The 24026-nt window shown below is 35.4% G+C and carries 28 protein-coding genes; 2 read left to right on the forward strand and 26 right to left on the reverse strand.

All coding sequences use genetic code 11. The features are described from left to right. The coding region (locus Q2T76_RS02780; protein WP_302083928.1) for a hypothetical protein at nucleotides 1-1166 on the reverse strand (1166 nt) is incomplete at its 3' end. Nucleotides 1167-1408: 242 nt separating this feature from the next. Between Q2T76_RS02780 and Q2T76_RS02785 the strand changes: the two genes are divergently transcribed. Beyond that, nucleotides 1409-1741, forward strand: coding sequence for a helix-turn-helix domain-containing protein (locus Q2T76_RS02785; protein WP_302083929.1), 333 nt, complete (start codon nucleotides 1409-1411; stop codon nucleotides 1739-1741). A 27-nt stretch (nucleotides 1742-1768) separates the two neighbouring features. Here Q2T76_RS02785 and Q2T76_RS02790 read toward each other — a convergent pair whose 3' ends face one another. From Q2T76_RS02790 to Q2T76_RS02910, 25 genes are all read right to left on the reverse strand, one after another. Then, entirely contained in the window at nucleotides 1769-2227 is a 459-nt protein-coding gene (locus tag Q2T76_RS02790) for a DUF1307 domain-containing protein (RefSeq protein ID WP_302083931.1), read from the reverse strand. Nucleotides 2228-2285: 58 nt separating this feature from the next. Continuing rightward, nucleotides 2286-4736, reverse strand: a complete 2451-nt coding sequence (locus Q2T76_RS02795) for a MucBP domain-containing protein (RefSeq protein WP_302083933.1) — start codon at nucleotides 4734-4736, stop codon at nucleotides 2286-2288. A 239-nt stretch (nucleotides 4737-4975) separates the two neighbouring features. Next, nucleotides 4976-5446, reverse strand: coding sequence for a DUF1307 domain-containing protein (locus Q2T76_RS02800; protein WP_302083935.1), 471 nt, complete (start codon nucleotides 5444-5446; stop codon nucleotides 4976-4978). 87 nt (nucleotides 5447-5533) lie between these two features. Continuing rightward, nucleotides 5534-6385, reverse strand: a complete 852-nt coding sequence (locus Q2T76_RS02805) for a helix-turn-helix domain-containing protein (RefSeq protein ID WP_302083937.1) — start codon at nucleotides 6383-6385, stop codon at nucleotides 5534-5536. Nucleotides 6386-6511: 126 nt separating this feature from the next. Beyond that, nucleotides 6512-6796, reverse strand: coding sequence for a glycine cleavage system protein H (locus Q2T76_RS02810; protein ID WP_302083939.1), 285 nt, complete (start codon nucleotides 6794-6796; stop codon nucleotides 6512-6514). Between the two features lie 188 nt (nucleotides 6797-6984). Then, the gene (locus tag Q2T76_RS02815) at nucleotides 6985-8196 is read right to left on the reverse strand and encodes an FtsW/RodA/SpoVE family cell cycle protein (protein WP_302083941.1); all 1212 of its coding nucleotides are present in this window, start codon (nucleotides 8194-8196) and stop codon (nucleotides 6985-6987) included. A gap of 13 nt (nucleotides 8197-8209) precedes the next feature. Further along, complete coding sequence (locus tag Q2T76_RS02820; RefSeq protein WP_302083943.1) at nucleotides 8210-8428, reverse strand: DUF2969 family protein; 219 nt, start codon at nucleotides 8426-8428, stop codon at nucleotides 8210-8212. A gap of 12 nt (nucleotides 8429-8440) precedes the next feature. Next, complete coding sequence (gene yidD, locus Q2T76_RS02825; RefSeq protein WP_302083945.1) at nucleotides 8441-8692, reverse strand: membrane protein insertion efficiency factor YidD; 252 nt, start codon at nucleotides 8690-8692, stop codon at nucleotides 8441-8443. A 1-nt stretch (nucleotide 8693) separates the two neighbouring features. Beyond that, a complete protein-coding gene (locus Q2T76_RS02830) occupies nucleotides 8694-9674 on the reverse strand; it encodes a rod shape-determining protein (protein WP_302083947.1) in 981 nt (326 codons plus the stop codon). 63 nt (nucleotides 9675-9737) lie between these two features. Continuing rightward, a complete protein-coding gene (locus Q2T76_RS02835; RefSeq protein ID WP_302083949.1) occupies nucleotides 9738-10079 on the reverse strand; it encodes a DUF2200 family protein in 342 nt (113 codons plus the stop codon). Nucleotides 10080-10095: 16 nt separating this feature from the next. Next, complete coding sequence (gene murA / locus Q2T76_RS02840; RefSeq protein ID WP_302083951.1) at nucleotides 10096-11421, reverse strand: UDP-N-acetylglucosamine 1-carboxyvinyltransferase; 1326 nt, start codon at nucleotides 11419-11421, stop codon at nucleotides 10096-10098. 13 nt (nucleotides 11422-11434) lie between these two features. Beyond that, on the reverse strand, nucleotides 11435-11665 hold the full coding sequence (locus Q2T76_RS02845) for a DUF1146 family protein (RefSeq protein ID WP_302083952.1): 231 nt from the start codon (nucleotides 11663-11665) through the stop codon (nucleotides 11435-11437). A gap of 109 nt (nucleotides 11666-11774) precedes the next feature. Next, the gene (locus Q2T76_RS02850) at nucleotides 11775-12209 is read right to left on the reverse strand and encodes a F0F1 ATP synthase subunit epsilon (protein ID WP_302083954.1); all 435 of its coding nucleotides are present in this window, start codon (nucleotides 12207-12209) and stop codon (nucleotides 11775-11777) included. An 11-nt stretch (nucleotides 12210-12220) separates the two neighbouring features. Beyond that, nucleotides 12221-13666: a F0F1 ATP synthase subunit beta gene (atpD, locus tag Q2T76_RS02855; protein ID WP_302083956.1), complete on the reverse strand. Its 1446-nt coding sequence runs from the start codon at nucleotides 13664-13666 to the stop codon at nucleotides 12221-12223. 17 nt (nucleotides 13667-13683) lie between these two features. Then, nucleotides 13684-14610, reverse strand: coding sequence for a F0F1 ATP synthase subunit gamma (locus Q2T76_RS02860; protein WP_302083958.1), 927 nt, complete (start codon nucleotides 14608-14610; stop codon nucleotides 13684-13686). Between the two features lie 18 nt (nucleotides 14611-14628). Then, on the reverse strand, nucleotides 14629-16146 hold the full coding sequence (atpA, locus tag Q2T76_RS02865) for a F0F1 ATP synthase subunit alpha (RefSeq protein ID WP_302083961.1): 1518 nt from the start codon (nucleotides 16144-16146) through the stop codon (nucleotides 14629-14631). Nucleotides 16147-16164: 18 nt separating this feature from the next. Next, a complete protein-coding gene (gene atpH / locus Q2T76_RS02870) occupies nucleotides 16165-16710 on the reverse strand; it encodes an ATP synthase F1 subunit delta (protein WP_302083963.1) in 546 nt (181 codons plus the stop codon). Further along, a complete protein-coding gene (gene atpF / locus Q2T76_RS02875; RefSeq protein WP_302083965.1) occupies nucleotides 16697-17215 on the reverse strand; it encodes a F0F1 ATP synthase subunit B in 519 nt (172 codons plus the stop codon). Before atpF ends, atpH begins: the two co-directional genes overlap by 14 nt. A 38-nt stretch (nucleotides 17216-17253) precedes the next feature. Further along, a complete protein-coding gene (gene atpE / locus Q2T76_RS02880; protein WP_302083968.1) occupies nucleotides 17254-17466 on the reverse strand; it encodes a F0F1 ATP synthase subunit C in 213 nt (70 codons plus the stop codon). Nucleotides 17467-17490: 24 nt separating this feature from the next. Further along, a complete protein-coding gene (gene atpB / locus Q2T76_RS02885; protein ID WP_302083970.1) occupies nucleotides 17491-18201 on the reverse strand; it encodes a F0F1 ATP synthase subunit A in 711 nt (236 codons plus the stop codon). Nucleotides 18202-18366: 165 nt separating this feature from the next. After that, entirely contained in the window at nucleotides 18367-18996 is a 630-nt protein-coding gene (upp, locus tag Q2T76_RS02890; RefSeq protein ID WP_302083972.1) for a uracil phosphoribosyltransferase, read from the reverse strand. Further along, a complete protein-coding gene (locus Q2T76_RS02895; RefSeq protein ID WP_302083974.1) occupies nucleotides 18996-20018 on the reverse strand; it encodes an L-threonylcarbamoyladenylate synthase in 1023 nt (340 codons plus the stop codon). Before Q2T76_RS02895 ends, upp begins: the two co-directional genes overlap by 1 nt. A 1-nt stretch (nucleotide 20019) precedes the next feature. Beyond that, on the reverse strand, nucleotides 20020-20865 hold the full coding sequence (prmC, locus tag Q2T76_RS02900; RefSeq protein ID WP_302083976.1) for a peptide chain release factor N(5)-glutamine methyltransferase: 846 nt from the start codon (nucleotides 20863-20865) through the stop codon (nucleotides 20020-20022). Continuing rightward, complete coding sequence (prfA, locus tag Q2T76_RS02905; RefSeq protein WP_302083978.1) at nucleotides 20843-21940, reverse strand: peptide chain release factor 1; 1098 nt, start codon at nucleotides 21938-21940, stop codon at nucleotides 20843-20845. Before prfA ends, prmC begins: the two co-directional genes overlap by 23 nt. Before the next feature lie 15 nt (nucleotides 21941-21955). Next, on the reverse strand, nucleotides 21956-22534 hold the full coding sequence (locus tag Q2T76_RS02910) for a thymidine kinase (RefSeq protein ID WP_302083979.1): 579 nt from the start codon (nucleotides 22532-22534) through the stop codon (nucleotides 21956-21958). A 129-nt stretch (nucleotides 22535-22663) separates the two neighbouring features. On the opposite strand from Q2T76_RS02910, the gene Q2T76_RS02915 reads away from it, so the two are divergent. Beyond that, a complete protein-coding gene (locus tag Q2T76_RS02915) occupies nucleotides 22664-24001 on the forward strand; it encodes a Mur ligase family protein (RefSeq protein WP_302083981.1) in 1338 nt (445 codons plus the stop codon). Nucleotides 24002-24026: the final 25 nt, after the last annotated feature.

A 24026-nucleotide genomic window follows, 5' to 3' on the forward strand; every position in this document is an offset into this window, starting at 1 on the left:
TCAGTGATTTGACCTTTACCAACTTGGTAATAAATCTTAGCCTTCAAGTCAGCAAGAATTTCAGTCATTGATTCGTTTCTTGTTGAATCGAAACGTTTACCAATATTTTGTTCAAGCCATTCTTGGAAACGTTGGTTAGTATTATGTAAGTTAGCATATGTTGGATCGCCTGCTTGATAAGGTGTTGTTAACTCACTAATGTTATAACCAGCAGCCTTCATATCTTTGAACAAACGCCCACTCAAGTACATACTCTTTTCAAAGTAAGGTGGGAACTGTGGACTGTTAACAAAAGCAAACGATGGAGGCATAGTTGCTTTTTCTTCATCAGTCCACGTTGGATGGAATAGTGATCCATATTTCAACCAGTTGTATGGATATTCACCAATTGATGTACCATATTGTTGCATATATTTCACGTAGTCACCAGCTGGTGTTTGGCCATTAAACATAGTCATATTGTTAACAAGATTATCAATATCAGCGACAGTAATATTCTCTAGCGGATTCTTGTAGTATCTACCAAAGAAATCTTGGTTACCAGTACTTACTGCATTACCAATATACTGTCCATCACGATAAGCAATCGATGAACCGGTACCACTACCATTATCAACAAGCCAGCCAGCCATATCAGAAGCTACAATCAAATACTTATGATCAGCTTCAACTTCTGTATCACTATCTAATAATTTTTGTGATTTTAGCAACCCACCATGAAGGTTGGATCCTGCAGTATATGAAGCAGCAAAACCTTTATTGATGGTTGCAAGACTATCATCATTCAATGGTACGAGACCATTTAACTTGTCAGTAGCGTCTCTTTGGATTGTAACAATACCAATTTTTGCTTCGATATTAGGGTTACTATTAAGTTCTGTAGTGAATGCTTCAAGCTGAGCTTTAACATTCGCATAGTTCTTAATAGTTGTAGTATCTACAGCAAAGACGATATCAATTTTTACTTTTTGAACTGTACCATCTTCTGGCAACTTAAAGTTAATACCATAAGTGCCATCCCCATTATCAGTGGCTGTTTTTGCGATTGGATAATTAGGTGTTTCTGTTTGAGTAACAGCTCTGCTTACTCCCGAAACACTCCCCAATCCAAGAACAAAAACTCCCAATGTCATAATGAATTGAGCAATTCTTTTTCTGAGTTTCATTCTTTTTCCTCCATATAACCGCTTTTTTGAGTTGTACCTAATTTTCATTATTTACCAACTCTTATACTTCGATATTAAAGCGTATTATTTTTATAAGCAAATACTTACAAAATTATTCTAGCATAATCTTTGCGTTAACGCACTATTTTTTTAAAACTTCTGCGTTTGAGTTCTTTTGAATTTCATTAATTCTATATATCGTAATTGTATTAGAATTATATATATAAGGCGGTATACCGAAGATGTCTGAACTATCTAAACGTTTAAAAAAAAGAAGAGTAGCATTAAGCATGTCTATCTCAAAAACTGCCGAAGCAGCAGGTATAAGCGACAGTTCGCTCTCTCGTTTTGAACGTGGAGTATTCAAGAGCATCAGTGCGGAACACTTAGAAGCCTTGGCATCAGCTTTAGACATAAGCATGGCCGATTTATATGGTCCTGAAAAAGCAAGTATTTATCGTGGTAAGAATACCGAGGAACTAATTGATTGGTTAGATTCACTAGCTCCAGAGCAAAGAGAACATACATCGCAGTTACTATTAGAATTACTAAAAACAACAAATAAAAAAGACTGATATCTTTAATATCAGTCTTTTTATTTACTATTTCTTTTCTTTAAATCCTGATTTTTTAAGTAATTTTTCTGATTCCTTCAAACTAATCTTCTTACCTTCTTTGAAGTCACCGATCATACCTGGAATTCCTTTTAGTTTTTTCTTATCAACTTTTTCGTAATCAACAGTCAAAGTTTCAGTTAAAACTTTCTTTTTATCATCAAAGCTAAGTTTTTCTTTCACTCCTTTGATTCCTTGATACTTATCTGCAGCAGCTTTTAATTGAGTCTTAAAAGCATCAATTTGTGATTCATCAACAGAAGAATAGTCAACTGTATTTTTTGCAGTTTGCTTGAATACGTCGTCTCCATGAGCGTAGTATGTCAATTCACTCTTCGTATTATTTTGCTCGCTAGTAAATTTTTTTTTGGTAACACTGTTACCACACCCCACGAGTACTCCAACAATTAATAATAGTGGCAACACTAATTTCAAAAACTTTTTCATAAAATAACCCTCCGTAATTTTTTTAATATAAATCTAAAGTAGCTATTATTGCGTAGCATTAAATATTTTTATATTTTTTGCTTGATACATATACAGCTGTAGTTGCTAATACCATTCCACCAATTACTGTACCAATAACTGTGTTATCTGACTCTCCAGTTTTTGGTAATTTCTTAGGATCTACCTTCTTAGTCGTTGGCTTAGTTACTACTGGTTTTGCAACAGCAATTTTTTTATAAACATAAGTTACTGTTTGTGGTTCATAAGTGAAAGCACCTGTTGTTGAATCAACTCCAGCAGCATGTGTTTCCTTCTTAGCTGAAGATCCCTTGCTATCTGTAGTTGTAGCAAATGTTGCTTTTTCTACCACTTCAGTAGTTGTGAATACTTCTTTTAAGTTCCAACCATCAATCTTCTTAGCGTTTGTTGTATATGGAGCATGAATTTTACCATTCAAAGTATCTGAAGTAGCCAATTCATTTCCTTCTTCATCAACGTACTTAACTGTTACAGTGGCTCCATCATTCTTACTATATACGTAAGTAACTGTTTGAGGACTGTGAGTAAATACGCCACTGGCATTGTCTGGAGTAGTAATTAGAGTCCAATCAGTAATATCTTTAGGAATTGTATTATAAGCTTCATCAAGCTTACCGTTCAATGTGTTTGAAGGTGCTAATTCATTTCCCTCTTCATCGACATATCTAACTAAGATTTCTGCACCAGCTTTTTTAGTATAAATATAAGTTACTGTTTGTTCTTCTGATGTGAACTTACCATTGGCATTAGCAGGAGTTGTTATTAGTTCCCAATCTGTAATGTTTTTAGGCTTAGTTGAGTATGATTCATCAATCTTACCATTTAACGTATCTGAAGTTGCTAACTTGTTACCTTCTTCATCAACATAGTTAACTGTGACTGCTCCACCAGCGGCTCTAGTATAAACATAAGTTACTGTTTGAGCAGTTGTTGTGAATTTACCGTTAGCATTGGCAGGTGTAGTCTTAAGTACCCAACCAGAGATATCTTTGGCTTTTGTTGAATATGGATCATCAATTTTACCATTCAACACATCTGAAGTTGCTAACTTATTACCAGCTTCATCAACGTAGTTAACGTTAACTGCTGCACCAGCTTTTTTAGTATAAACATAAGTTACTGTTTGTTCTTCTGACGTGAATTTACCGTTGGCATTGGCAGGTGTTGTTTTGAGCTCCCAATTCGTAATATCTTTAGCCTTAGTTGTGTATGGGTCATCAATTTTACCATTCAACACATCTGAAGTTGCTAACTTATTACCTTCTTCATCAACATAATTAACGTTAACTGCTGCACCAGCTTTCTTTGTATAAACATAAGTTACCGATTGAGGAGTTGATGTGAATTTACCGTTGGCATTGGCAGGTGTTGTTTTGAGCTCCCAATTCGTAATATCTTTAGCCTTAGTTGTGTATGGATCATCAACCTTACCATTTAACACTTCTGATGGAGCTAATTTATTACCAGCTTCATCAACATAATTAACGGTAACTGCTGCGCCAGGTGCTCTGGTATAAACATAAGTTACTGTTTGTTCTGTGTCTGTGAACTTACCACTAGCATTTGCTGGTGTTTCCTTAAGCATCCAGCCAGGAATACTTTTGGCTTTTGTTGAGTATGGATCATCGACGCTACCACTCAAAATATCTGATGTAGCTAATTCATTACCGTCTTCGTCAACGTATTTCACATTTACTGTTCCGGTTTGCTTGATTTCTTCTGATCCCAATTCTACTAAGGTTCCACCGGATGATTTTATGTCTAAATCAAAATTATTGCTATCAACAACAAAAGTAACCCAATAATCAATATTGTCGTTGTTTATACCAGCAGAACCTTGCTTCCCATGAAATGTGATTTTATCACCCTCATCTACAAATGTTATCTTACTGTTCTGACTGACTGCAATATATTTTAAAGCTTTCTTACTAATAGATACAGATTCACTATAGTCTAAATCTCTGATAGTTATATAACCCTTTTTTGGTGTTGAGGATGTGATATTTAACAGAGATTTTGGATATAGCAAGTCGTTTGAATTTGAAAACACACTACAGATTGAAACGACTGCGTTCGCAAGACTAGGATTTTTTTCGTCATATATAACGAAGTCTGGAACAGGGGTTTTTGTGGTGATTTTTATCTCGTGTCCAGTTACTGATGTATACGACAATACATCGCCGATATTAAAATACTTAGATTTAAATACCGATATGAATCCAGGTGCCGCGTTATCAGTTGATCCTCCGTTATATTTAAAAGTATCTGATTTTCTATCTTTAGGTTCAAAAAACTTATTTTGGTATTCTAAGGGTAACGCTAGTCCACCATCTTTATCCTTAATAAGTAGCTGGTTAGCCGGAAATTGAGAAACCGGAGTTCCTATATCTTCCGCATCTACATTTTTTGATATCGCTGTTATCGCAAATAAAGAAAACAGCATAATCAAACCATACTTAATTTTTTTCATAAAATACTCCTCCAAAATATAACCGCTTTTAGCATCTGTCTATTTTATAAACCTTATATCCCCATTCAAAAGCGTATTATTTGCATAAGTAAATACTTACGAAAATTATTCTATCATAATTTTTGCGTTAACGCACTAATTTTTAAAATAATTTGCGTTTGGGTTATATATAGTTTGTCAAAATCTATACACCATAACCAAAACTGCTAAAAACGACAAATAAAAAAGACTGATATCAATCAGTCTTTTTTATTAACTTTTATTTCTTTATAACCACCCTTTTTAAGCTCTTTTTCAGATTCCTTTAGACTAATCTTTTTCTTTTTAGCCTCTTCCGAAAATCCTGGAACTTCTTTGAGTTTTTTCTTGTCGATTTTTTCGTAGTCGACTGTAATTGTTTCAATCAATAGTTGCTCATCGTCATCAAAACTAATAGTTTCTTTCACACCCTTGATTTTGTTGAGTTTATCGCTATCACTTCTTAGCTCTTTTTTGAAAGTCTTAATTTCTGAATCCCCAAGTCCCGAATAACCAATAGTATCTTTGGTTGTCTGCTTAAATACGTCATCGCCATGAGCATAATATGTTATCTCAGTCTTAGCGCGTCCAAAACTGTTAGCAAAAGTTTTTTTAGTAACGTTTTTACTGCATCCCGCCAAGACAGCAACAACTAATATTAATGGCAATACTATCCCCAAAACCTTTTTCATAAAAAATCCTCCAGAATATTTATTACTATATCTTCAGGATAACAATGTTAACTTAAAGTGCAAATAAAAAATTCTAAAGAATTCTCTTTAGAATTTGCTCTTAGGTAAATTAATTTTTTTCTTTTTAGCTAATTTTAATGCTTCTTGAACTGTATTTTGATTATCGATAATATCGCCAATCACATAAGCAGCTAACAATCCGAACTCATCATCTTCCAACTTAGCTAACTCAAGATAGAAATAATCTAACAAGAAATAGTTCTTACTTGTTTTTGATTCGTTAATTCCCATTTTGAGGTAAGCAACTGCTTGATCTCTCTGTTTAAGATCTTCATATACTTCAGCAATACTACTAAAAATAAGTAATTTGTTCTTAGAGTTGTCATTGCTTTGGAAACTCTTCGATTCAATTATTTCACGAGTTTGTTCAGCGTATATTTCTGCTTCTTCAGTAGCATTCTTACCAATATAAGCTTGACTGATATAGAGGTTGATCAATGAATCTAAGAAGTCATTCATATGAGTGTCAACATTATAAGCGCGAGTGTAGATGAAGATAGCTTTGTCGTAATTCTTGTGAAGTTTTAATTCTACATAAGCTTGGTAAAAGTATAGTTGCTTAATTTGTTGTGAATTAGTTAATTTCTTTTCATCGATTTTCGCAATTAAATCTTGAATTCCTTGTGCATCTTTATTAAAGACACACTTCTCAGCCTTCTTAAAAATAGTACTTGCCAAATCTTCGTCTTCACGAATTACCGTGTCGACATTAATTTCTAATCGGTCACAAATACTTATTAGTATTGCCATACTTGGCACTTTGTCTTTTTTTTCAATCAGACTGATTGTCGCTTGTGTACAAATCTCATCCGCCAATTCACTTTGTGATAACCCCAACGATTTGCGACGAGCTTTGATTGTCTTCCCTGAAATCTTCATTATGATTCCTCCAAATTAGCCGTAATAGCGCGCTTTTAACCAACTTGATTTATTCTACCATAATTTTTAGTTGATAGAAGCGTTTCAATACCTTTTATAATATCAAAACGTTATTTGATATACAAATTAAGCCTTAACCATTTTAATCAACCAAGTATTGTCCTCATAAATTGTTTCCGGCTTATCTTCAACCTCGGTATTAACGGATGTAATCGCCCCAGAAAATGGTGCTTCTAGCTCTATTACAGCCTTTTTCGCCTCGATTGAAGCGAAGGTTTCACCCTTCTTTACATCGCCGTTATTTGTTAAAAAATCCACAAACTTAACTTCTCCAAGTTCTTCCTCGGCATCTTTTTTTAACCCAATAGTAATATTTTTGTCATTTTCTATAATCTTTAAATAATCATTCATTAGATTTGTCTTCTCCTAATCAAAAGTTATTATTCTTTCTAAAATCTATATATAAATATTATTAATATCGTACTTAGGCCTTCATTGTACACCATAATTACATAATTGATAAAGTTAGAACTTTTGTTTTTCTTCACAATAAAAAGCCACGATAAACGTCAATTTATCATGGCTTTTATCTTAATGTTTTAATTAAATGTATCCGTATCACCAAACATATAACTCTTATGATGATATCGCATCGACATTATCAGACCTATTCCAATCATGTTTCCTAATAACGCCGAACCACCTTGTGAAATAAATGGCAACGGAATACCGGTCAATGGTAATAATCCGATGCTCATTCCAATATTTTCAAATACGTGGAATAGTATCATCATGATAACACCAGTTGATACATAGGCATAAAATTCATTCTTAGTATCGAAGGTTACACGAACCATTTGATAAATGAGTAAGAAGTAAATAAATATTAAGACACACGCACCAATGAAGCCGAAGTTTTCACCAATTACGGAAAAAATCATATCTGATTCACGAACTGGAACTGTAACATCAACATGATTAAAACCTTTTCCTAATAACTGTCCTGAACCAATGGCTTTCATATTTTGCCATAATTGGTACCCAGTATTAGAAGTATCTTGAGATGGATTCAACCAGTTATCCACACGTGAGAATTGATAAGAAGCAAATCCCAGTTTCGACAATATTCCCCGACCAAACTGGGTGGTAACCATTGCCAGGGCTCCACCGCCCAGTATTAGAATTGAACCAACAGTAGTTGCGACAATTCGCCAATCAATCCCTGAAACAATGAATACCCCACCTAGAATAGCTATAAATACTAGCATGGTTCCAAAGTCATTTTGTAGTTTCAATAAAATAATTACCGGCAGTGTCCAACCAATCATCTTTCCTATTAAACGGAAGTCGCTTGAGAAGCTGTGGGTTGGATATTCGTTGTTATGATTAGAAACAACTTTTCCCAGCATCAAGATAAACGCTGGCTTCATTACCTCAGACGGCTGAAAAGTTAAAGGTCCAATTGCAAACCAACTCTTCGCACCTGATTTGAGATAGTAGGCTTTACTATACAAAAACAGCACTAGAATCAGTAGAACTATTCCAATTGCATACGCGTACGGCGCAATTTTCCAAAGATCCTCGGCATCAAATTGCATAATAAAGGCAATTAGTCCTGCCCCGATTGCGAACCAAACCAGTTGCATCAGTACTTGACGAACTGGCGATCCGCCGTTAGGATCATGACTTGCAGCAACATAAATTGAAAGTAATCCAATTAATCCAAGTAACATTACTGACAAGATAATCCCATAATCTATTCGAGAATCTGCATCTCTTGTTTGTCGTCTGTTTCTAATATTATTTAACATGTTTAATCCTTAATTAATGTGTATATAAATTATACTGCATTAGTAACTCATTAATGGCATCATTTAATAACTTTGTGTTCTTCACAGTGTCCTTGCCATTAAGCACGTACTCAAACTTGTCGTCTTTCTTGTTGATGCGACCAATGAGATATTTGGATTCCCAAAGTTCGTATTCGGTATCAGCGACGATTTCTTTCAATTCAACTTCTTTAGGCTTATTCTTTTTTGACAAAATGTTCTCCTATTATTCATACGGATGTTTATTTCTAAAAATAGTGAATTTATCTCCCACCGGATCGAATCCAGTTTTGTTAAAAGGATTGCACCGAATAATTCGTGCAATCCCCATAATGATTCCTAAAATTACACCATGTATTTTAATGGCGTCAATCATGTAATTGGAGCAAGTCGGTTTAAACCGACAACGTGGTGGGAATAAAATACTAATATTTCGTTGATAAAATACAACTAGTGAAATAAAGAATTTTTTTAACATATTATTTATTTACGACATGATCCAATAATATTCCAGTTCCTAGAGCAACTGAGTCTAGTGGTTGATCAGCTAAGAAAACAGGAATTTGAAGTTCTTTTGAAAATAACTTATCAATTCCTTTTAGAAGTGAACCACCACCAGTTAGCATCACTCCGCGATCAATAATGTCAGCTGCTAATTCTGGAGGTGTTACTTCTAGAACTCCCTTAGTAGCATCAATAATTGCATAAAGTGATTCATGTAATGCTTCTTCAACTTCTACTTCGCTGATTTGAATTTCTCTAGGTAATCCTGTCATCAAATCACGTCCACTAAGTGAAAGCTTGGCATTTGGATCTGGATCGTAGGCTGTTCCTACTTGCATTTTGATAATTTCAGCAGTTCTTTCACCAATCATCAAGTTATATTTTTGTTTAATATAGTTTTGAATATCGGCGTTCAATTTATCACCAGCTAAGCGCAATGAATTGCTAGTAACAATTGATCCCATTGATAATACAGCAATATCACTAGTACCACCACCAATATCAATAACTAAGTTACCTTGAGGCTTAAAAATGTCCATTCCTGCACCAACTGCAGCAACCTTAGGTTCAAATTCAAGATAAACTTTCTTTGCACCAGCTTTTTCTGCTGCTTCAATGATTGCGCGTTGTTCAACAGAAGTAACATCTGCGGGGCAACAGATCATGATATTAGGTTTTGAAAATCTCGTTCCAAGATTTAATTTTCCAAGGAAATAATTCAACATGCTTTCAGTTGTCTTGAAATCAGAAATAACCCCGTCTTCAAGAGGACGGATTACTTGAATATTACCAGGAGTTCTTCCCACCATTTCATAAGCTTCTGTTCCAACTGCTACTACTTCATTGTTTGAAGTATCTACTGCCACAACTGAAGGCTCATTCAAAACAATTCCTTCACCTTTGACATTAATCAAAACATTTGCGGTACCTAAATCAATCCCAATATCTTTTGCCATTATAAGCCTCCTATTGTTTCTAACTCCAAAATTATATCACATAAAAAGACAGTTTCACCTGTCTTAACTTCTCATAATTTTTTCAATACTTTTGTTTTTTGCCAATTCGTCAACCACTTTATCCAAGTAACGGATTTTTTGTGTCAAAGGATCTTGAATTTCTTCAACCCTAACTCCACAAATCACACCCGTAATCTTGCTTGCATCAGGGGTTAGTTGGCATCCGTCAAAGAATTCAGCGAATGTTACTTCACTCTCTGATAATTCTTTTATTTGATCAAAACTATAATTCGTTAGCCAAGAAATTATTTGCAACAATTCATCTTCACTACGATTCTTCTTAGTTACTTTTTTTAAATATAATGGATAAATCTCCGAAAACTTCAAATCTGCTAGTTTTTTCATCAATTAACCTCTGATTTTAAGCCAAACTTTCCTCACTAATTACTTGATCGTCAGTAACTAATGTTTCACGACCAGCAGCATCGATTCTAACACGCTTGATATTGGCACCAAGTTGTTTAAATTTGCTGACCAGGTGATAATAACCACGGTCCATGTATTCAAGATGTGAAACTCTAGTTTCACCTTTAGCAATTAATCCAGCGATTACTAAAGCTGCTGCCGCTCTTAAATCAGTTGCACTTACTTCAGCACCCTGAAAGTCAGTTGGTCCCATTAATGTTGCAAAATTTCCTTCAACCTTATAGCTAGCACCCATCTTGTTAAGTTCATCTAGATGCATAAAACGATTTTCAAAGACTGTTTCATTCATTGTACTGATACCATCAGCTTTTAGCTGAGCAACAGTCATTTGAGCTTGCATATCAGTCGGAAAACCTGGGTGAGGAAGTGTTTGTACGTCGGCTGGAGCCAAAACCTTTGGTCCAATAATACGAACACCATCATCACTAACATTCACCTTAACGCCCATTTCAGCGAGTTTTGATAATAAAGGACGATTATGTTCATAAATTGCATCCTTAATTAAAACATTACCGTTAGACACCGCTGCGGCAATCATATACGTACCAGCTTCAATTCGATCTTGAACGACTGAATGGTCACAACCATGTAATTGATCAACACCTTTTATTTTTAAGCTATCAGTTCCGGCACCGGTAATCTTGGCACCCATCTTATTCAAAACATTAGCTAAGTCAACGATTTCGGGTTCTCTAGCAACATTTTCAATCACAGTATTACCTTTTGCTAAAGTAGCTGCCATCATAATGTTTTGAGTTGCACCAACACTAGGGAAATCTAAATAAATATCAGCACCGTGAAGTTGATCGGCAGTTGCTTCAATAAATCCATCATGTTGATCGATTTTGACTCCCAATTTTTCTAGTCCCTTAAGATGTAAATCAATTGGCCGACTACCAATAGCACATCCACCAGGCATTGCCACTTTAGCATGTCCTAATCTAGCGACTAAAGGACCTAAGACAACAATTGAAGCACGCATTTTTTCAACCAATTCTTTAGGGGCGATTGAAGTTAATTCACCCGATGCATCAACAGAGATTGTCTTTTGAACTTGATTGAATTCAATTTTAATATTAAATTCTTCTAAGACTTTATTCATAATAAAGACATCTGACAATGGTGGGACATTATCTAAAGTTGTAATACCAGAAGAAGCCAAAATAGTCGATGCTAAAATTGGCAAAACAGCATTCTTTGCTCCTTCAATTTCTACTTCTCCAGATAATTGATTAACTCCATTTATAACAATTTGTTCCATCTATATTTCCTCACTAAAACAGAAACTGTAAATTTTGTGATGCTGTAATTAAACTAATAAAAAATGAACTTACGGTATACCCTAATGCTATTCCCAAAAATAAATACACGATTTGTGCTTTTCTAGGATCACCTTTTTTAAAAAACTTATTCAAGTCAACGGATTGTAATGCATTGAAACTAATCCAAATAAAAAATAGATGACTGAGTATTGTTAAAATCCCCTGTAAACCGATACTTTGCATAGGTGCTCACCTTCCTCAAAAAGTTTAACATAAAACCCACGGTATTTTTATAAGTCAACCGATATTTAAAAGAAAATAAAAAATCACTCTAATAGTTCAGAGTGATTTTTTATTTATGATTAGAAACATTGATTCGATTTATAGCTCTAAGTAGAGCAATACGTGCTTTTTCTTTGGCATTATCATCACTTTGTTCTTCAGTTGTTTTTTGAAGTGTTTCTTCAGCTTTTTGTTTAGCATATTCAGCACGTCGTAAGTCGATGTCTCTGGCACGCTCAGCACTATCAGCGACGATTGTCACTGTGTTATTACTGAATTCCAAGAAACCACCGTTTATAGCGATTGCATCTTCATGATGAGGATTATCAATTCGTTTTAGACGTAATTCAGAAATTTTCAAAGGAGCAATTATTGGCTCATGGTTTGCCATGATACCAACATCACCATCAACTGCTTTAGCGACAATCAAAGTAGCATGATGACTATATACTAGACCATCAGGAGTAACAACATTGACTGTTAAAACTTGTTTTTCTTCAGCCATTTTTGTCCCTCCTATTCATTGGCAGCTTTTGAAGTAGCGTCATCAGTTTGTTCGGAATCATATCCCATTTCTTTAGCTTTTTTAATCACATCGTCAATTCCACCCACAAGACGGAATGCATCTTCTGGATAATCATCAAATTTACCGTCTAAGATTTGTTTGAAACCTTTAACAGTATCTTCAACTGAAACATATGAACCTGGTTGTCCAGTAAATGTTTCGGCAACGTGGAAGTTTTGTGATAAGAAGAATTGAATTCTTCTAGCTCTAGCAACAATTGTTTTTTCTTCATCAGAAAGTTCATCCATACCAAGAATTGAGATAATATCTTGCAATTCACGATATCTTTGAAGAACTCTTTGAACTTCAACCGCAACTTCATAATGTTCTTGACCAACAATTTCAGGATCAAGCGCACTAGATGTTGAAGCCAATGGGTCAACAGCTGGGTAGATACCTTGTTCTGTTAACCAACGTTCAAGGTTAGTTGTAGCATCCAAATGAGCAAAAGTAGTTGCAGGAGCAGGATCAGTATAGTCATCGGCTGGAACGTAGATGGCTTGAATTGAAGTGATTGATCCTTTGTTTGTTGAAGTAATTCTTTCTTGAAGTTGTCCCATTTCTGTAGCCAAGGTTGGTTGATAACCAACGGCAGATGGCATACGTCCAAGCAAGGCAGAAACTTCTGAACCAGCTTGAGTGAAACGGAAGATGTTGTCGATAAATAACAAAACATCTTGTCCAGCAACATCACGGAAATATTCAGCAATAGTAAGGCCTGTTAGAGCAACACGCATACGAGCACCAGGTGATTCGTTCATTTGACCGAAAACCATGGCGGTCTTTTCAAGTGTTCCCGACTCTTTCATTTCGTAATACAAGTCATTACCTTCACGAGTTCTTTCACCAACACCAGTAAACACAGAAATTCCACCATGTTCATCAGCGATATTATGAATTAACTCTTGAATTAAAACAGTTTTACCAACACCGGCACCACCGAACAATCCAACTTTACCACCTCGTAAATATGGGGCAAGTAAGTCAATAACTTTGATACCTGTTTCCAAAACTTCTTTTGTATTACTTAATTGATCGTAGGCAGGAGCTTCTTTGTGAATACTATCTCTTGGAAAGTCTTTATCAAACTCTTCTCCGCCGTCAATAGTTTCACCTAAGACGTTAAACACACGACCTAAGGTTTCTTTACCAACTGGTACTTTGATTGATGCACCAGTGTCAATAACCTTCATTCCTCTTTGAAGACCGTCTGTAGAACCCATTGAAATGGTTCTTAAGATACCATCACCAAGTTCTAGAGCAACTTCAAGAGTAACTGTTGTGTCATCACTTTTGTTGACAATTAAAGCGTTATTAATATCAGGAAGTTCTCCATCAAGTGAAAACTCAACGTCAACAACTGGTCCGATGACTTGTACAACTTTTCCTTCTTGCATTACGTTACTCCTTTCTATTATTCAAGTGCTGCAGCCCCACCGACGATTTCAGTAATCTCAGTGGTGATTTGAGCTTGGCGAGCACGGTTAAATTTAGTAGTTAGTGTTGAAATTAAATTATTAGCATTATCAGTTGAGCTCTTCATTGCGGTCATTGAAGCAGCATGTTCAGAAGTTTTAGCATCTAACATAGCTCCAAAGACCAAACTGTCAACATATTGTGGCAAGATAGTTTGTAAAACTTCTTCCGGTGTTGGATCAGTTATATAATCTCCAACCAATTCATTTTCATCACTATCATCTTTAACGATAGGTAGTAATCTTTCTGACTCAAAATCAGAAGTTAATGAATTGACATGATGATTATGACACACGAATAGTTCATCAAAAACTTCAGAAATATAAAGTTGAAGTAAGGTATCAACGATTGGCTTAACATCCTCGATTACGGGAATGTCTTTAACACCGCGATATTCATACGCAACGTTATATCCTCGGTTTTTGAAAAATTCTGCTCCAGTTGAACCAATGGCGATAATAACAAATTCATCTTTATTGTTATGATGTTTCTTTTTAAAGATATCCATCATAGCCTTCAAGATATTACTGTTATATCCACCTACAAGTCCACGATCACTCGTAATAACCATATAAGCGGACTTCTTAACTGGTCTTTCTAATAGCAAATTATTTAGTGACAATAATGCATCAGAACTAGAAGGACTACCAACTAAACCAGAGGAACTGACTTTTTCTAATAACTTAGCGGAGGCTAAATGACTAACTACACTTTTAATCTTGTTAGCATACAATTGATAGTTTGCTGATTGCTTTTCAATCTTCATTAACTTAGAACCAGATACCATTTGCATAGCATTAGTAATCTGTCCAGTTTTTTTAGTAGAAGCAATTCTACGTTTGATATCAATTAATGATTCTGCCATTTTGCCACCTCCATTTCATTATTTTTTGGTTTGTCCAGAAACATAACCATCAGTGAATGCTTTAATTGCTGCATCCATTTTGTCAGTATCTGGTAGTTTACCAGTTTCTTTAATTTCTTTTAGTAAATCAGCGTTATTACTGTCTAAATAATCAAATAATTTAGTTTCATAGTCTAGAATATTGTCAACATCGACATCATCTAAGAAGCTGTGACTCAAGGCATACAAAATCATAACTTGTTTTTCAACCGCAATTGGTGAATGAACAGGTTGTTTCAAAACTTCAACAGTTCTTCTACCACGATTTAATTTTGCTTGAGTTGCAGAATCTAAATCAGATCCAAATTGAGAGAATGATTCTAGTTCACGATATGAAGCAAGGTCCAAACGTAATGTTCCGGCAACTTTCTTCATAGCTTTGATTTGAGCATCTCCACCAACACGAGAAACTGAAGCACCAGCATCAATAGCAGGACGAGTTCCTGAATAGAATAGATCACTTTCCAAGAAAATTTGTCCATCAGTAATAGAAATAACGTTTGTTGGAATATAAGCAGAAATATCTCCAGCTTGAGTTTCAATAATTGGCAAAGCAGTCATTGAACCTCCACCCAACTCATCGCTTAACTTGGCAGCTCTTTCTAGCAAACGTGAATGTAAGTAGAAAATGTCACCAGGATAAGCTTCACGACCAGGCGGTCTACGTAATAGTAATGAGAGTTCACGGTAACCTGTAGCTTGTTTGCTTAAGTCATCATAAACAATCAAAACATGTTTTCCGTTATACATAAATTCTTCCCCCATTGCTGCACCAGCATAAGGGGCAATGTATAACAATGGTGCTGGTGATGATGGTCCGGCTTCAACCACGATTGTATAGTCCATTGCACCATATTTTCTCAAGACTTCAACTTGATTTCTAACAGTAGTATCTTTTTGACCGATAGCTACGTAAACACAAATCATGTTTTGATCTTTTTGATTCAAAATAGTATCAATGGCTACCGAAGTTTTTCCGGTTTTTCTATCACCAATAATAAGTTCACGTTGACCTCTACCAATTGGAACAAGTGAATCAATAGCTTTTAAACCTGTTTGTAAAGGTTCAAAAACTGATTTTCTTTGCATAACACCAGGAGCTGGTGATTCAATTGGTCTAGTTTTTGAAGTCTTAATGTCGCCATTACCATCAATAGGTTGTCCTAATGGATTAACTACACGTCCAATTAGTTCTTCACCAACTGGAACTTCCATGATACGACCAGTTCTTTTAACGGTATCGCCCTCTCTAATATCATCATACTTACCTAAGATGATGATACCTACATCATCGGATTCTAGGTTCAAGGCCATACCATATGAACCGTTGGTAAATTCCAACAATTCGTTAGCCATAGCGTTTTCTAGTCCGTGTGCACGAGCGATTCCGTCACCAACATAAGTAACGGTTCCCACTTCTTCAACTGAGAGGTCTTCATGATATTTATTAAGCTGTTCTTTGATAAGAGAACTGATCTCTTCAGCTTTTATGCTCATTTATTTCACCTCAACGTTTTATTTTTCTAATAACAATTTTTTGATGTTGACCAACTTTTGTTGAACACTACCATCAATTATTTGATCACCGACACGAATAATCGCTCCACCAATGATTGATTCATCGATAGTATTCTCAACTTCAATTTCATTAACTTTGAAACGTTTCTTAAGAGATTGTTTCAAAGCCTCTAGTTGGTCTTCCTTCAATTTATAAGTCGTCGTAACGTTAGCTTCAGCAATACCTTGCTTTTCATCATAAAATTTAATGTAATCTTCTGTGATGATTGGCACAGTATCTAAACGACTATAATCTGATAGCAAACTCAAGAAATCCTGCATAGTCTGACTAAATTGCTTCTTCAAAATACTTAACAATTCTTTTCTATCTTTCATTGGAAGATTGTTTCCAGCTAGGGCAATTACCAAACTTGGATTGTCCTTAAAGATAGCATCTAAAGCTTTAATTTCTTCAGTAATAACTGTCAATTCATTTTTTTCATCAGCAACTTCGTAAAGTGCCTTAGCATATTTATAAGCTACTTGGGATTTACTTTGTTTCATCAGTACTCAACTCCTTAATGTAAGAGTCGACCAGTGATTCTTGATCGGATGCCGATAATTCTTTTTGAATTAGCTTAGAAGCAATTGAAACCGAGAGATCAGTTACGTCACCACGAACTTCATTCATCGCATCTTCTTTTGCTTTCTTGGCATCTTCTTTTGCTTTTTGTCTAACCGCTTCTGCGTTAGCATGTGCTTCATCCAAAAGAGCTTTTTTCTGGTTTTCACCATTTTCTTTAGCTGTTGCTACAATTTGTAGAGCTTCAGCACGAGAATTCTTCAAAGCATCTTCTTTTTCAGATGCAAGCTTTTCAGCTCTTTGACGTTCATCATTCGCATAATCTAAATCACCAGTTATCTTAGCCGACCTGGCATCCATCATTTTCATGACTGGACCCCAAGCAAATCGTTTTACTAAGAGTGTAAGGATGATAAAAGCGATTAAGAAAAATAAAAAGTCACCGAGAGCAGAAGCCTGTTCTCCTAGCACTAAATATTTTGCCATCTTTAATCACTCCTTTTATTTTCTAATAATATTCGGTATTAAGAGAAAAGAATAAGGAATGAAATAGCAATAGCTAAGATCGGAACAGCTTCAATCAAACCAACACCAATAAACATAGTACCTCTTAGTTCTTTAGCTACTTCTGGTTGGCGAGCCATACCTTCAAGTGTTTTAGAAATAACGTGTCCGTTACCATATGATGCTGCTAAAGCAGCTAATCCAGCTGCAATTCCTGCTGCAAGTTCTTTCATTACTAAATTCCTCCAAAAAAATTTTTATTCTTCTTCCATTTTACGTGAAATATAAACCATCGAAAGTGTGGTAAATACATACGCTTGAATCGAACCTATAAATACTGAGAATCCTTGCCAAATCATCACGATTGGCAGCACACCAACATAAGTGATTAATCCCATGCTTGCGGCTAGTTTTCCTAGTAAAACTAGTAAAACTTCACCAGCAAAGATGTTACCGTACAAACGTAGTGAAAGAGTTAAAAAGTTCGTAAACTCTTCAATTAAGTTAATTGGTAACAAGAATCCCACGGGACGAATGTAATCTTTCAAGTAACCGCCGATTCCCATCTTCTTAACACCATAATAGTGACTAAGTAAGATTGTCATCAAGGCCATTGCCATCGTTACTATTGGACTAGCTGTCGGAGATTTGATGATTGGGTGTCCACCAATTGTCACTTGTAATAACAAGCCAATTTGGTTGGACATGAAAATAAATAGAAATACTACAAATGCGTAAAGATAAAAAGGTCGACCCTCATCTCCGGGCATTGCTGATTTAACAATTCCATTCGTAAAATCTATTATCCATTCCAAAAAGTTCTGAGCTTTTCCAGGTCTCATCTCGACTTTTCTAGATAAGATAAAGACAAGTATGAAAACCAAAATTGCCGCTAACAATCCAGATAGACAATTGGTAACATTAAATCTAATGCCCAAAAATTCTATAATTGGATAATTTTCATTCAAAGTCTAACCTCCCTTCATCTTTTGTAAAATATGGATTCGTTATCGATCCATAATAAACAAAATCATAGCACCAAAGCTAACAAAATTCAAAAGACTTATTCAAAAAAAGAAAGCGCTAAATAACGCGGTAAATCAAATCTTTCTCACTTTGTTATTTATTATTTTCTATTTTGTGCCAAATAATCGATCCCCAGCATCACCTAGACCTGGGAAAATGTAGCCATTTTCAGTTAATTTCTCATCTAATGATGCTGCAAAGATGTCAACATCTGGATGAGCATCTTGCACTGCTTTGACACCTTCTGGAGCTGCAACTAAGACAACTAGGCGCATATTTGTGGCACCACGTTTCTTCAAGGCATCAATTGCCATGTTAGCAGAACCACCAGTAGCAAGCATTGGATCAACAATGAATAGTTCACGTTGGTCAATATCACTTGGAAGTTTTACAAAATATTCATGAGGCTTCAATGTAACTTCATCACGATACATCCCTACGTGTCCTACTTTAGCAGCGGGGATTAATTGCAAAACTCCATCAACCATTCCTAATCCAGCTCTTAAAATTGGAATAACTGCCAATTTCTTTCCAGCCAAACGCTTTTGTACTGTTGGACCCATTGGTGTTTGAATTTCAACATCCTCAAGTGGTAAATCACGAGTGATTTCATAAACCATCAATCCGGCAATTTCATTTGCGATTTCACGAAAATCTTTGGTTCCTGCTTTTTGATCACGGATCATCGTTAATTTATGTTGAATTAATGGATGGTCAATAACAGTAAATTTTGACATTATTTCTCTCCTTTTTTGTAATGCACCTGTCCGGCAGACTTGTTCAATCTATTCATATAAGCTCCAGCAATTCCGTCACCAGAATATCCTTGTGCCAGAATAAACTTCACTGCTTCCATATTATCAAAATATCGCAGTCCAGAAAACAATTCTTTTAAAGAAGTTGCTAAATTTTTTCCCAATGAATATTTCAATTCATCAGCCAATGAAAAGTTCTTCAAAACTGAATCTGTTGCTAACAATCCTGTGGTCCCTTTTTTAGAAAATTCAGCATACGCTTCATCAAAATCAGCAACGTCGTCAATAATAATTACTTGGGCATTAGGAGCATAGTGTTTGTACTTCATTCCTGGTGCCTTTGGAACTTCATCTTGACTCACTTTATGATGATCACTACTTACTTGTCCAAGAACCTCTACCAAATCACCATAAGTAATAAATCCCGGTCTTAGAATAGTAGGAATATCCACTGATAAATCAATAACTGTTGATTCCACCCCAATTTTACATGGACCATCATCAATTACTCCAGCTATTTTCCCCTGCAAATCATGCAGTACATGTTGTGGAGTTGTCGGACTTGGTTTTCCAGAAGTATTAGCCGAAGGACCAACTAAAGGTTTTTTAAACTTAGCTATCAAGTCTAAAGTGGCTTGATTATCAGGCATTCGAAAAGCGGCTGTACTTAATCCACCGGTGACATTTTTTGATAGTGCATCTTTTTGAATTGGTAAAATTATTGTTAGTGGTGCCGGCCAAAATTTTTTCATTAATTTTGTGGCCTGTTCTTTATAACTCGGATCAGCATAGTTCCAAACCATTTCCGGACTGCTGACATGGCTAATCAATGGATTATCACTAGGACGACCTTTAGCTTGATAAACCTTCTTCACGGCTTCTACATTAGTAGCATCGGCTCCTAATCCATAAACAGTTTCTGTAGGAAAAGCAACTAACTGCCCTTCATCTAAAAACTTAATAGCTAAATCTAAGTTATCTTTTGAAATCAACTCTGAATTCATTTTAATCATTCTTTCTATACATTTTTAAATAACGCCAATTACCTGACATATCTCGATAGAATTCTACTGCAAATTCTGGCAAATGTTTACTTATGTACTCGCTCAGTACTTCTTTTTGTTGGAATCCATATTCGAAATAAGCAACTCCTGACGGATTCAAGTAATCACTAATTTGAGTAAATATCTTTTTATATACCGCTAAGCCATTGTCGTCAGCAAAAAGTGCCTTCAGTGGCTCGTATTCAAGCACACTTTTGTCCATGTCTTTAATCTCTTCTTCTGATATATAAGGAGGATTAGAAACAATTACATCAAACTTCTGATCTACGTTATCAAATAAGTCACTTTTAAGGAACTCTACCTTAGCATCTAAATTAGTAGCATTTTCTTTAGCGATTTCTAAAGTATCGGCGTCAATATCAATTGCCGTGACTTCTTGATTAGTTTCTAGAGCTAGAGTGACCGCAATGTTTCCTGACCCAGTACCAATATCTAGAATTGATAAGTCCTTGGCGTCTTCCAAATCGGAAATAACTTTATTAACTAGTTCTTCGGTTTCTTGACGAGGAATTAAGGTTTTTGTAGTTACTTTGAATTCACGTCCATAAAACCAAGCTTTTCCTAAAATATATTGTGGAGGAATATTTTCTTTCGCCTGCTCAATCATTTTCATAAATTGGTTGTAGGAAGAATCATCCATTAAGTCATTTTTATGAATTGATAACTTCGATGGACTCCAATTAAGCAGTTCACACATCAAGTAATTAGCTACTTCGGAATCCACATTATGGTCTTCTAGTATTAAAAAAGCCCTACTAAGGGCATTAGAATAACTGTGCTTCTCCATTTTGAATTTGCTCCAGTTTATTTGTTTGATCCCATAAAATTAAGGCATCAATAATCTCACCAATTTCACCAGTCATAATTCGGTCTAACTTATTAAGTGACAACCCAATTCGATGATCAGTTACACGGTTTTGAGGATAGTTATAAGTTCTAATTCTTTCTGAACGATCTCCAGTACCGACAGCTGATTTACGATTCTCATCATACTCACTTTGATTTTGTGATTCATAATAGTCGTAAATACGCGAACGTAAAATCTGCATCGCTTTTTCACGGTTTTGTTGTTGAGATCTTTGGTCCTGCATTGCAACCACAATTCCTGTTGGCAAATGAGTCATACGAACAGCTGATGAGGTCTTATTAATATGTTGTCCGCCAGCACCACTTGAACGATAAACGTCGACACGAATATCTTTTGGATCAATATCCAATTCTACTTCGTCATATTCAGGCATAACTGCCACGGTTGCTGTTGAAGTATGAACACGTCCTTGAGATTCGGTTTGTGGGATTCGTTGCACACGATGAGCACCATTTTCGTACTTCAATTTGGAATAGACATTATTCCCAGTAATCATAATGGAAACTTCTTTATATCCACCAACTTCGGTAGCAGTTTCATCGATAATTTCGGTGGTCCAGCCTTGTTTTTCTGCGTAGCGTTCATACATATTTAACAAGTCACCCGCAAATAAACTGGATTCATCACCACCAGCAGCACCACGAATTTCCATGATGATATTCTTATCATCATTAGGATCTTGAGGAAGCATCAAAATTTTGATACGTTCTTCGACCTCTTCAAGGTTCTTCTTATCACTAGTAAGTTCTTCTTTCACCATTTCTGACATTTCATCATCATTGGTATCGCGAAGAAGTTCTTCATTATCAGCAATATCTTGTTTTAGTTTTTTGTATTCTTTATATTTTGCGACAATTTCACGCATGTCAGCTTCTTCTTTTGAAAGCTCCATGTAGCGCTTAGTGTCATTAATTACTTCAGGATCACTCATTAGCTCTTGTAGTTCACTGTAGCGATCAAGAATACCTTCTAGCTGATCAAAAATTTTGTCCAATCTCAGCACTCCTTATTATATTTTTTCTGGTGGATTGAAGTAGTGTTTACGACATACGGGATAATACATATCGTTACCACCAATTGCGATTTGTTCACCATTATACACCGGTTTCCCATCAACCATTCGCATATTCATACTGGCTTTTTTGGTGCAGAACCAACAAATAGTTTTCATTTCTTCTAATTTGTCTGCAAGTAATAGCAAATATTTTGTACCTTCAAAAAGTTCGTTTTGGAAGTCATTCTTCAAACCAAAGGCCATCACGGGAACATTTAATTCATCAACAATCTTAGTTAATTGCAGAATTTGTTCCTTACTTAAGAATTGAGCTTCATCGACTAAGATACAAGCAATTGGTCCTTCAGTTCTGTTCTTCACTGATTCATAAATATCAGTGTTTTTGTCTACTATTTCTGCTTGTCTTTTTAATCCAATACGGCTAGAAATATATCCCACTTCATCACGATTATCAATGACACTTGTCATTAAGATAACTTTCTTACCTTGTTCTTCATAATTGTGTGCAACTTTTAAAATTTCAATGGATTTACCACTGTTCATTGCCCCATATTTAAAAAATAATTGCGCCATAATTTAATCTCCTTCAAAACTCTTTATTCATTATACCTAAAAATGAAAGATTAAATATAATAAAACTTTATTTAATTGAATTTTTTTCTGTGCTAATATCTTTTGTAAGATCTTTATTAGGAGTTAAACATGACAATAAAAACTGAGTTAGCAAAATTTGTGGGTAAAAGTTCTCATTTTATCCTAACCAAAATTGGCGGTGGTAGTTCTTATCCAGGAAAAATCGCCTATAGTATTGACCACGATATTCTAAGCGATTTAGGTAAAAACTATGAACTAGTTATCGTTACTGGAACCAATGGTAAAACTTTGACCACTGCTTTATCCAATAAAATACTCAGTCAAGAATACGATAATATTCTAACTAATCCAACTGGATCAAATATGATTCAAGGAATTGTAACTTCTTTTATCACTCATAAAGGAAAAAAAGATCAAAAACCTTTGGCATTGCTGGAAGTCGATGAAGCTAATGTCGCTACTATCTGTAAATACATTAAACCAAAATATTTCCTATTAACAAATATCTTCCGTGATCAAATGGATCGCTATGGAGAAATTTATACTACCTATCAAAAAATTATTGATGGAATTAAGCTAGCTCCAGAGGCAACAATTATCGCTAACGGTGACGCCGCAATTTTTAACTCAATTGATTTGCCAAACAAATTTGTCTACTACGGTTTTTCTGACTTAGGTCACGAAAAAGAAGACTTCAAAGCTCCCGTCAATACCGACGGTGTTTTATGTCCTAAGTGTCAAAAGATTCTTCACTATCACTATATTTCTTATGCTAACTTAGGAAGTTACTTCTGTCCTAACTGTGGTTTCAAACGTCCCGAACTTAAGTATCAAGTAACTGATGTTATTAATTTGAAACCTAATAAGTCAGTCTTTAATATTGATGACTTCCATTATTCAATCAATATTGGTGGCTTATATAACATCTATAATGCCCTAGCAGCGTACGCACTTGGACGCGAAATGGGAATTACTCAAGAACAAATCAATGATGCCTTCAACTACGATGAACAAGTCTTTGGTCGCCAAGAAGTGGTCCGTGTTGGTAAACATGATTTGAATATTATCTTGGTGAAAAATCCCGTTGGACTTAATCAAGTCTTCGACACGATTACTACTGATACTCAAGATTACAGTTTGGCGTTTCTATTAAATGCCAACTATGCTGACGGTATTGATACTAGTTGGATCTGGGATGCTGAATTTGAAAGTCTTCCTTATGCAAAAATTCCGCAAGTTATCACTGCCGGTGAACGTCGCAAAGATATTAGTTTCCGTTTCACCGTTTCTGGTGTCGAAGAAAATCGTTTGATTGAAAAAGAAACCATCAATGATTTCATAGATGAAGTCCAAAATATTCAAACTAAAACTGTCTATGTACTAGCAACCTACACCGCTATGTTGCAATTAAGAAAGAGTCTGCAAGAACAAAAATACATCAAATAAAAAACCACTTTCGCCATGAAAGTGG

Origin of the sequence: Lactobacillus sp. YT155 (assembly GCF_030504545.1) — a bacterium.
GTDB lineage: Bacteria > Bacillota > Bacilli > Lactobacillales > Lactobacillaceae > BQUT01.

What these genes read in the sequence shown, in the direction of transcription:
- Q2T76_RS02810 (WP_302083939.1), bottom strand. Translation starts at nt 6,796, where the DNA reads ATGAATGATTATTTAAAGATTATAGAAAATGACAAAAATATTACTATT.
- Q2T76_RS02895 (WP_302083974.1), bottom strand. Translation starts at nt 20,018, where the DNA reads ATGAATTCAGAGTTGATTTCAAAAGATAACTTAGATTTAGCTATTAAG.
- Q2T76_RS02795 (WP_302083933.1), bottom strand. Translation starts at nt 4,736, where the DNA reads ATGAAAAAAATTAAGTATGGTTTGATTATGCTGTTTTCTTTATTTGCG.
- Q2T76_RS02850 (WP_302083954.1), bottom strand. Translation starts at nt 12,209, where the DNA reads ATGGCTGAAGAAAAACAAGTTTTAACAGTCAATGTTGTTACTCCTGAT.
- atpE (WP_302083968.1), bottom strand. Translation starts at nt 17,466, where the DNA reads ATGAAAGAACTTGCAGCAGGAATTGCAGCTGGATTAGCTGCTTTAGCA.
- yidD (WP_302083945.1), bottom strand. Translation starts at nt 8,692, where the DNA reads ATGTTAAAAAAATTCTTTATTTCACTAGTTGTATTTTATCAACGAAAT.
- atpA (WP_302083961.1), bottom strand. Translation starts at nt 16,146, where the DNA reads ATGAGCATAAAAGCTGAAGAGATCAGTTCTCTTATCAAAGAACAGCTT.
- atpD (WP_302083956.1), bottom strand. Translation starts at nt 13,666, where the DNA reads ATGCAAGAAGGAAAAGTTGTACAAGTCATCGGACCAGTTGTTGACGTT.
- Q2T76_RS02835 (WP_302083949.1), bottom strand. Translation starts at nt 10,079, where the DNA reads ATGAAAAAACTAGCAGATTTGAAGTTTTCGGAGATTTATCCATTATAT.
- Q2T76_RS02815 (WP_302083941.1), bottom strand. Translation starts at nt 8,196, where the DNA reads ATGTTAAATAATATTAGAAACAGACGACAAACAAGAGATGCAGATTCT.
- Q2T76_RS02805 (WP_302083937.1), bottom strand. Translation starts at nt 6,385, where the DNA reads ATGAAGATTTCAGGGAAGACAATCAAAGCTCGTCGCAAATCGTTGGGG.
- Q2T76_RS02860 (WP_302083958.1), bottom strand. Translation starts at nt 14,610, where the DNA reads ATGGCAGAATCATTAATTGATATCAAACGTAGAATTGCTTCTACTAAA.
- murA (WP_302083951.1), bottom strand. Translation starts at nt 11,421, where the DNA reads ATGGAACAAATTGTTATAAATGGAGTTAATCAATTATCTGGAGAAGTA.
- Q2T76_RS02800 (WP_302083935.1), bottom strand. Translation starts at nt 5,446, where the DNA reads ATGAAAAAGGTTTTGGGGATAGTATTGCCATTAATATTAGTTGTTGCT.
- Q2T76_RS02910 (WP_302083979.1), bottom strand. Translation starts at nt 22,534, where the DNA reads ATGGCGCAATTATTTTTTAAATATGGGGCAATGAACAGTGGTAAATCC.
- Q2T76_RS02915 (WP_302083981.1), top strand. Translation starts at nt 22,664, where the DNA reads ATGACAATAAAAACTGAGTTAGCAAAATTTGTGGGTAAAAGTTCTCAT.
- Q2T76_RS02830 (WP_302083947.1), bottom strand. Translation starts at nt 9,674, where the DNA reads ATGGCAAAAGATATTGGGATTGATTTAGGTACCGCAAATGTTTTGATT.
- atpF (WP_302083965.1), bottom strand. Translation starts at nt 17,215, where the DNA reads ATGGCAAAATATTTAGTGCTAGGAGAACAGGCTTCTGCTCTCGGTGAC.
- Q2T76_RS02845 (WP_302083952.1), bottom strand. Translation starts at nt 11,665, where the DNA reads ATGCAAAGTATCGGTTTACAGGGGATTTTAACAATACTCAGTCATCTA.
- upp (WP_302083972.1), bottom strand. Translation starts at nt 18,996, where the DNA reads ATGTCAAAATTTACTGTTATTGACCATCCATTAATTCAACATAAATTA.
- prmC (WP_302083976.1), bottom strand. Translation starts at nt 20,865, where the DNA reads ATGGAGAAGCACAGTTATTCTAATGCCCTTAGTAGGGCTTTTTTAATA.
- Q2T76_RS02785 (WP_302083929.1), top strand. Translation starts at nt 1,409, where the DNA reads ATGTCTGAACTATCTAAACGTTTAAAAAAAAGAAGAGTAGCATTAAGC.
- Q2T76_RS02790 (WP_302083931.1), bottom strand. Translation starts at nt 2,227, where the DNA reads ATGAAAAAGTTTTTGAAATTAGTGTTGCCACTATTATTAATTGTTGGA.
- atpH (WP_302083963.1), bottom strand. Translation starts at nt 16,710, where the DNA reads ATGAAACAAAGTAAATCCCAAGTAGCTTATAAATATGCTAAGGCACTT.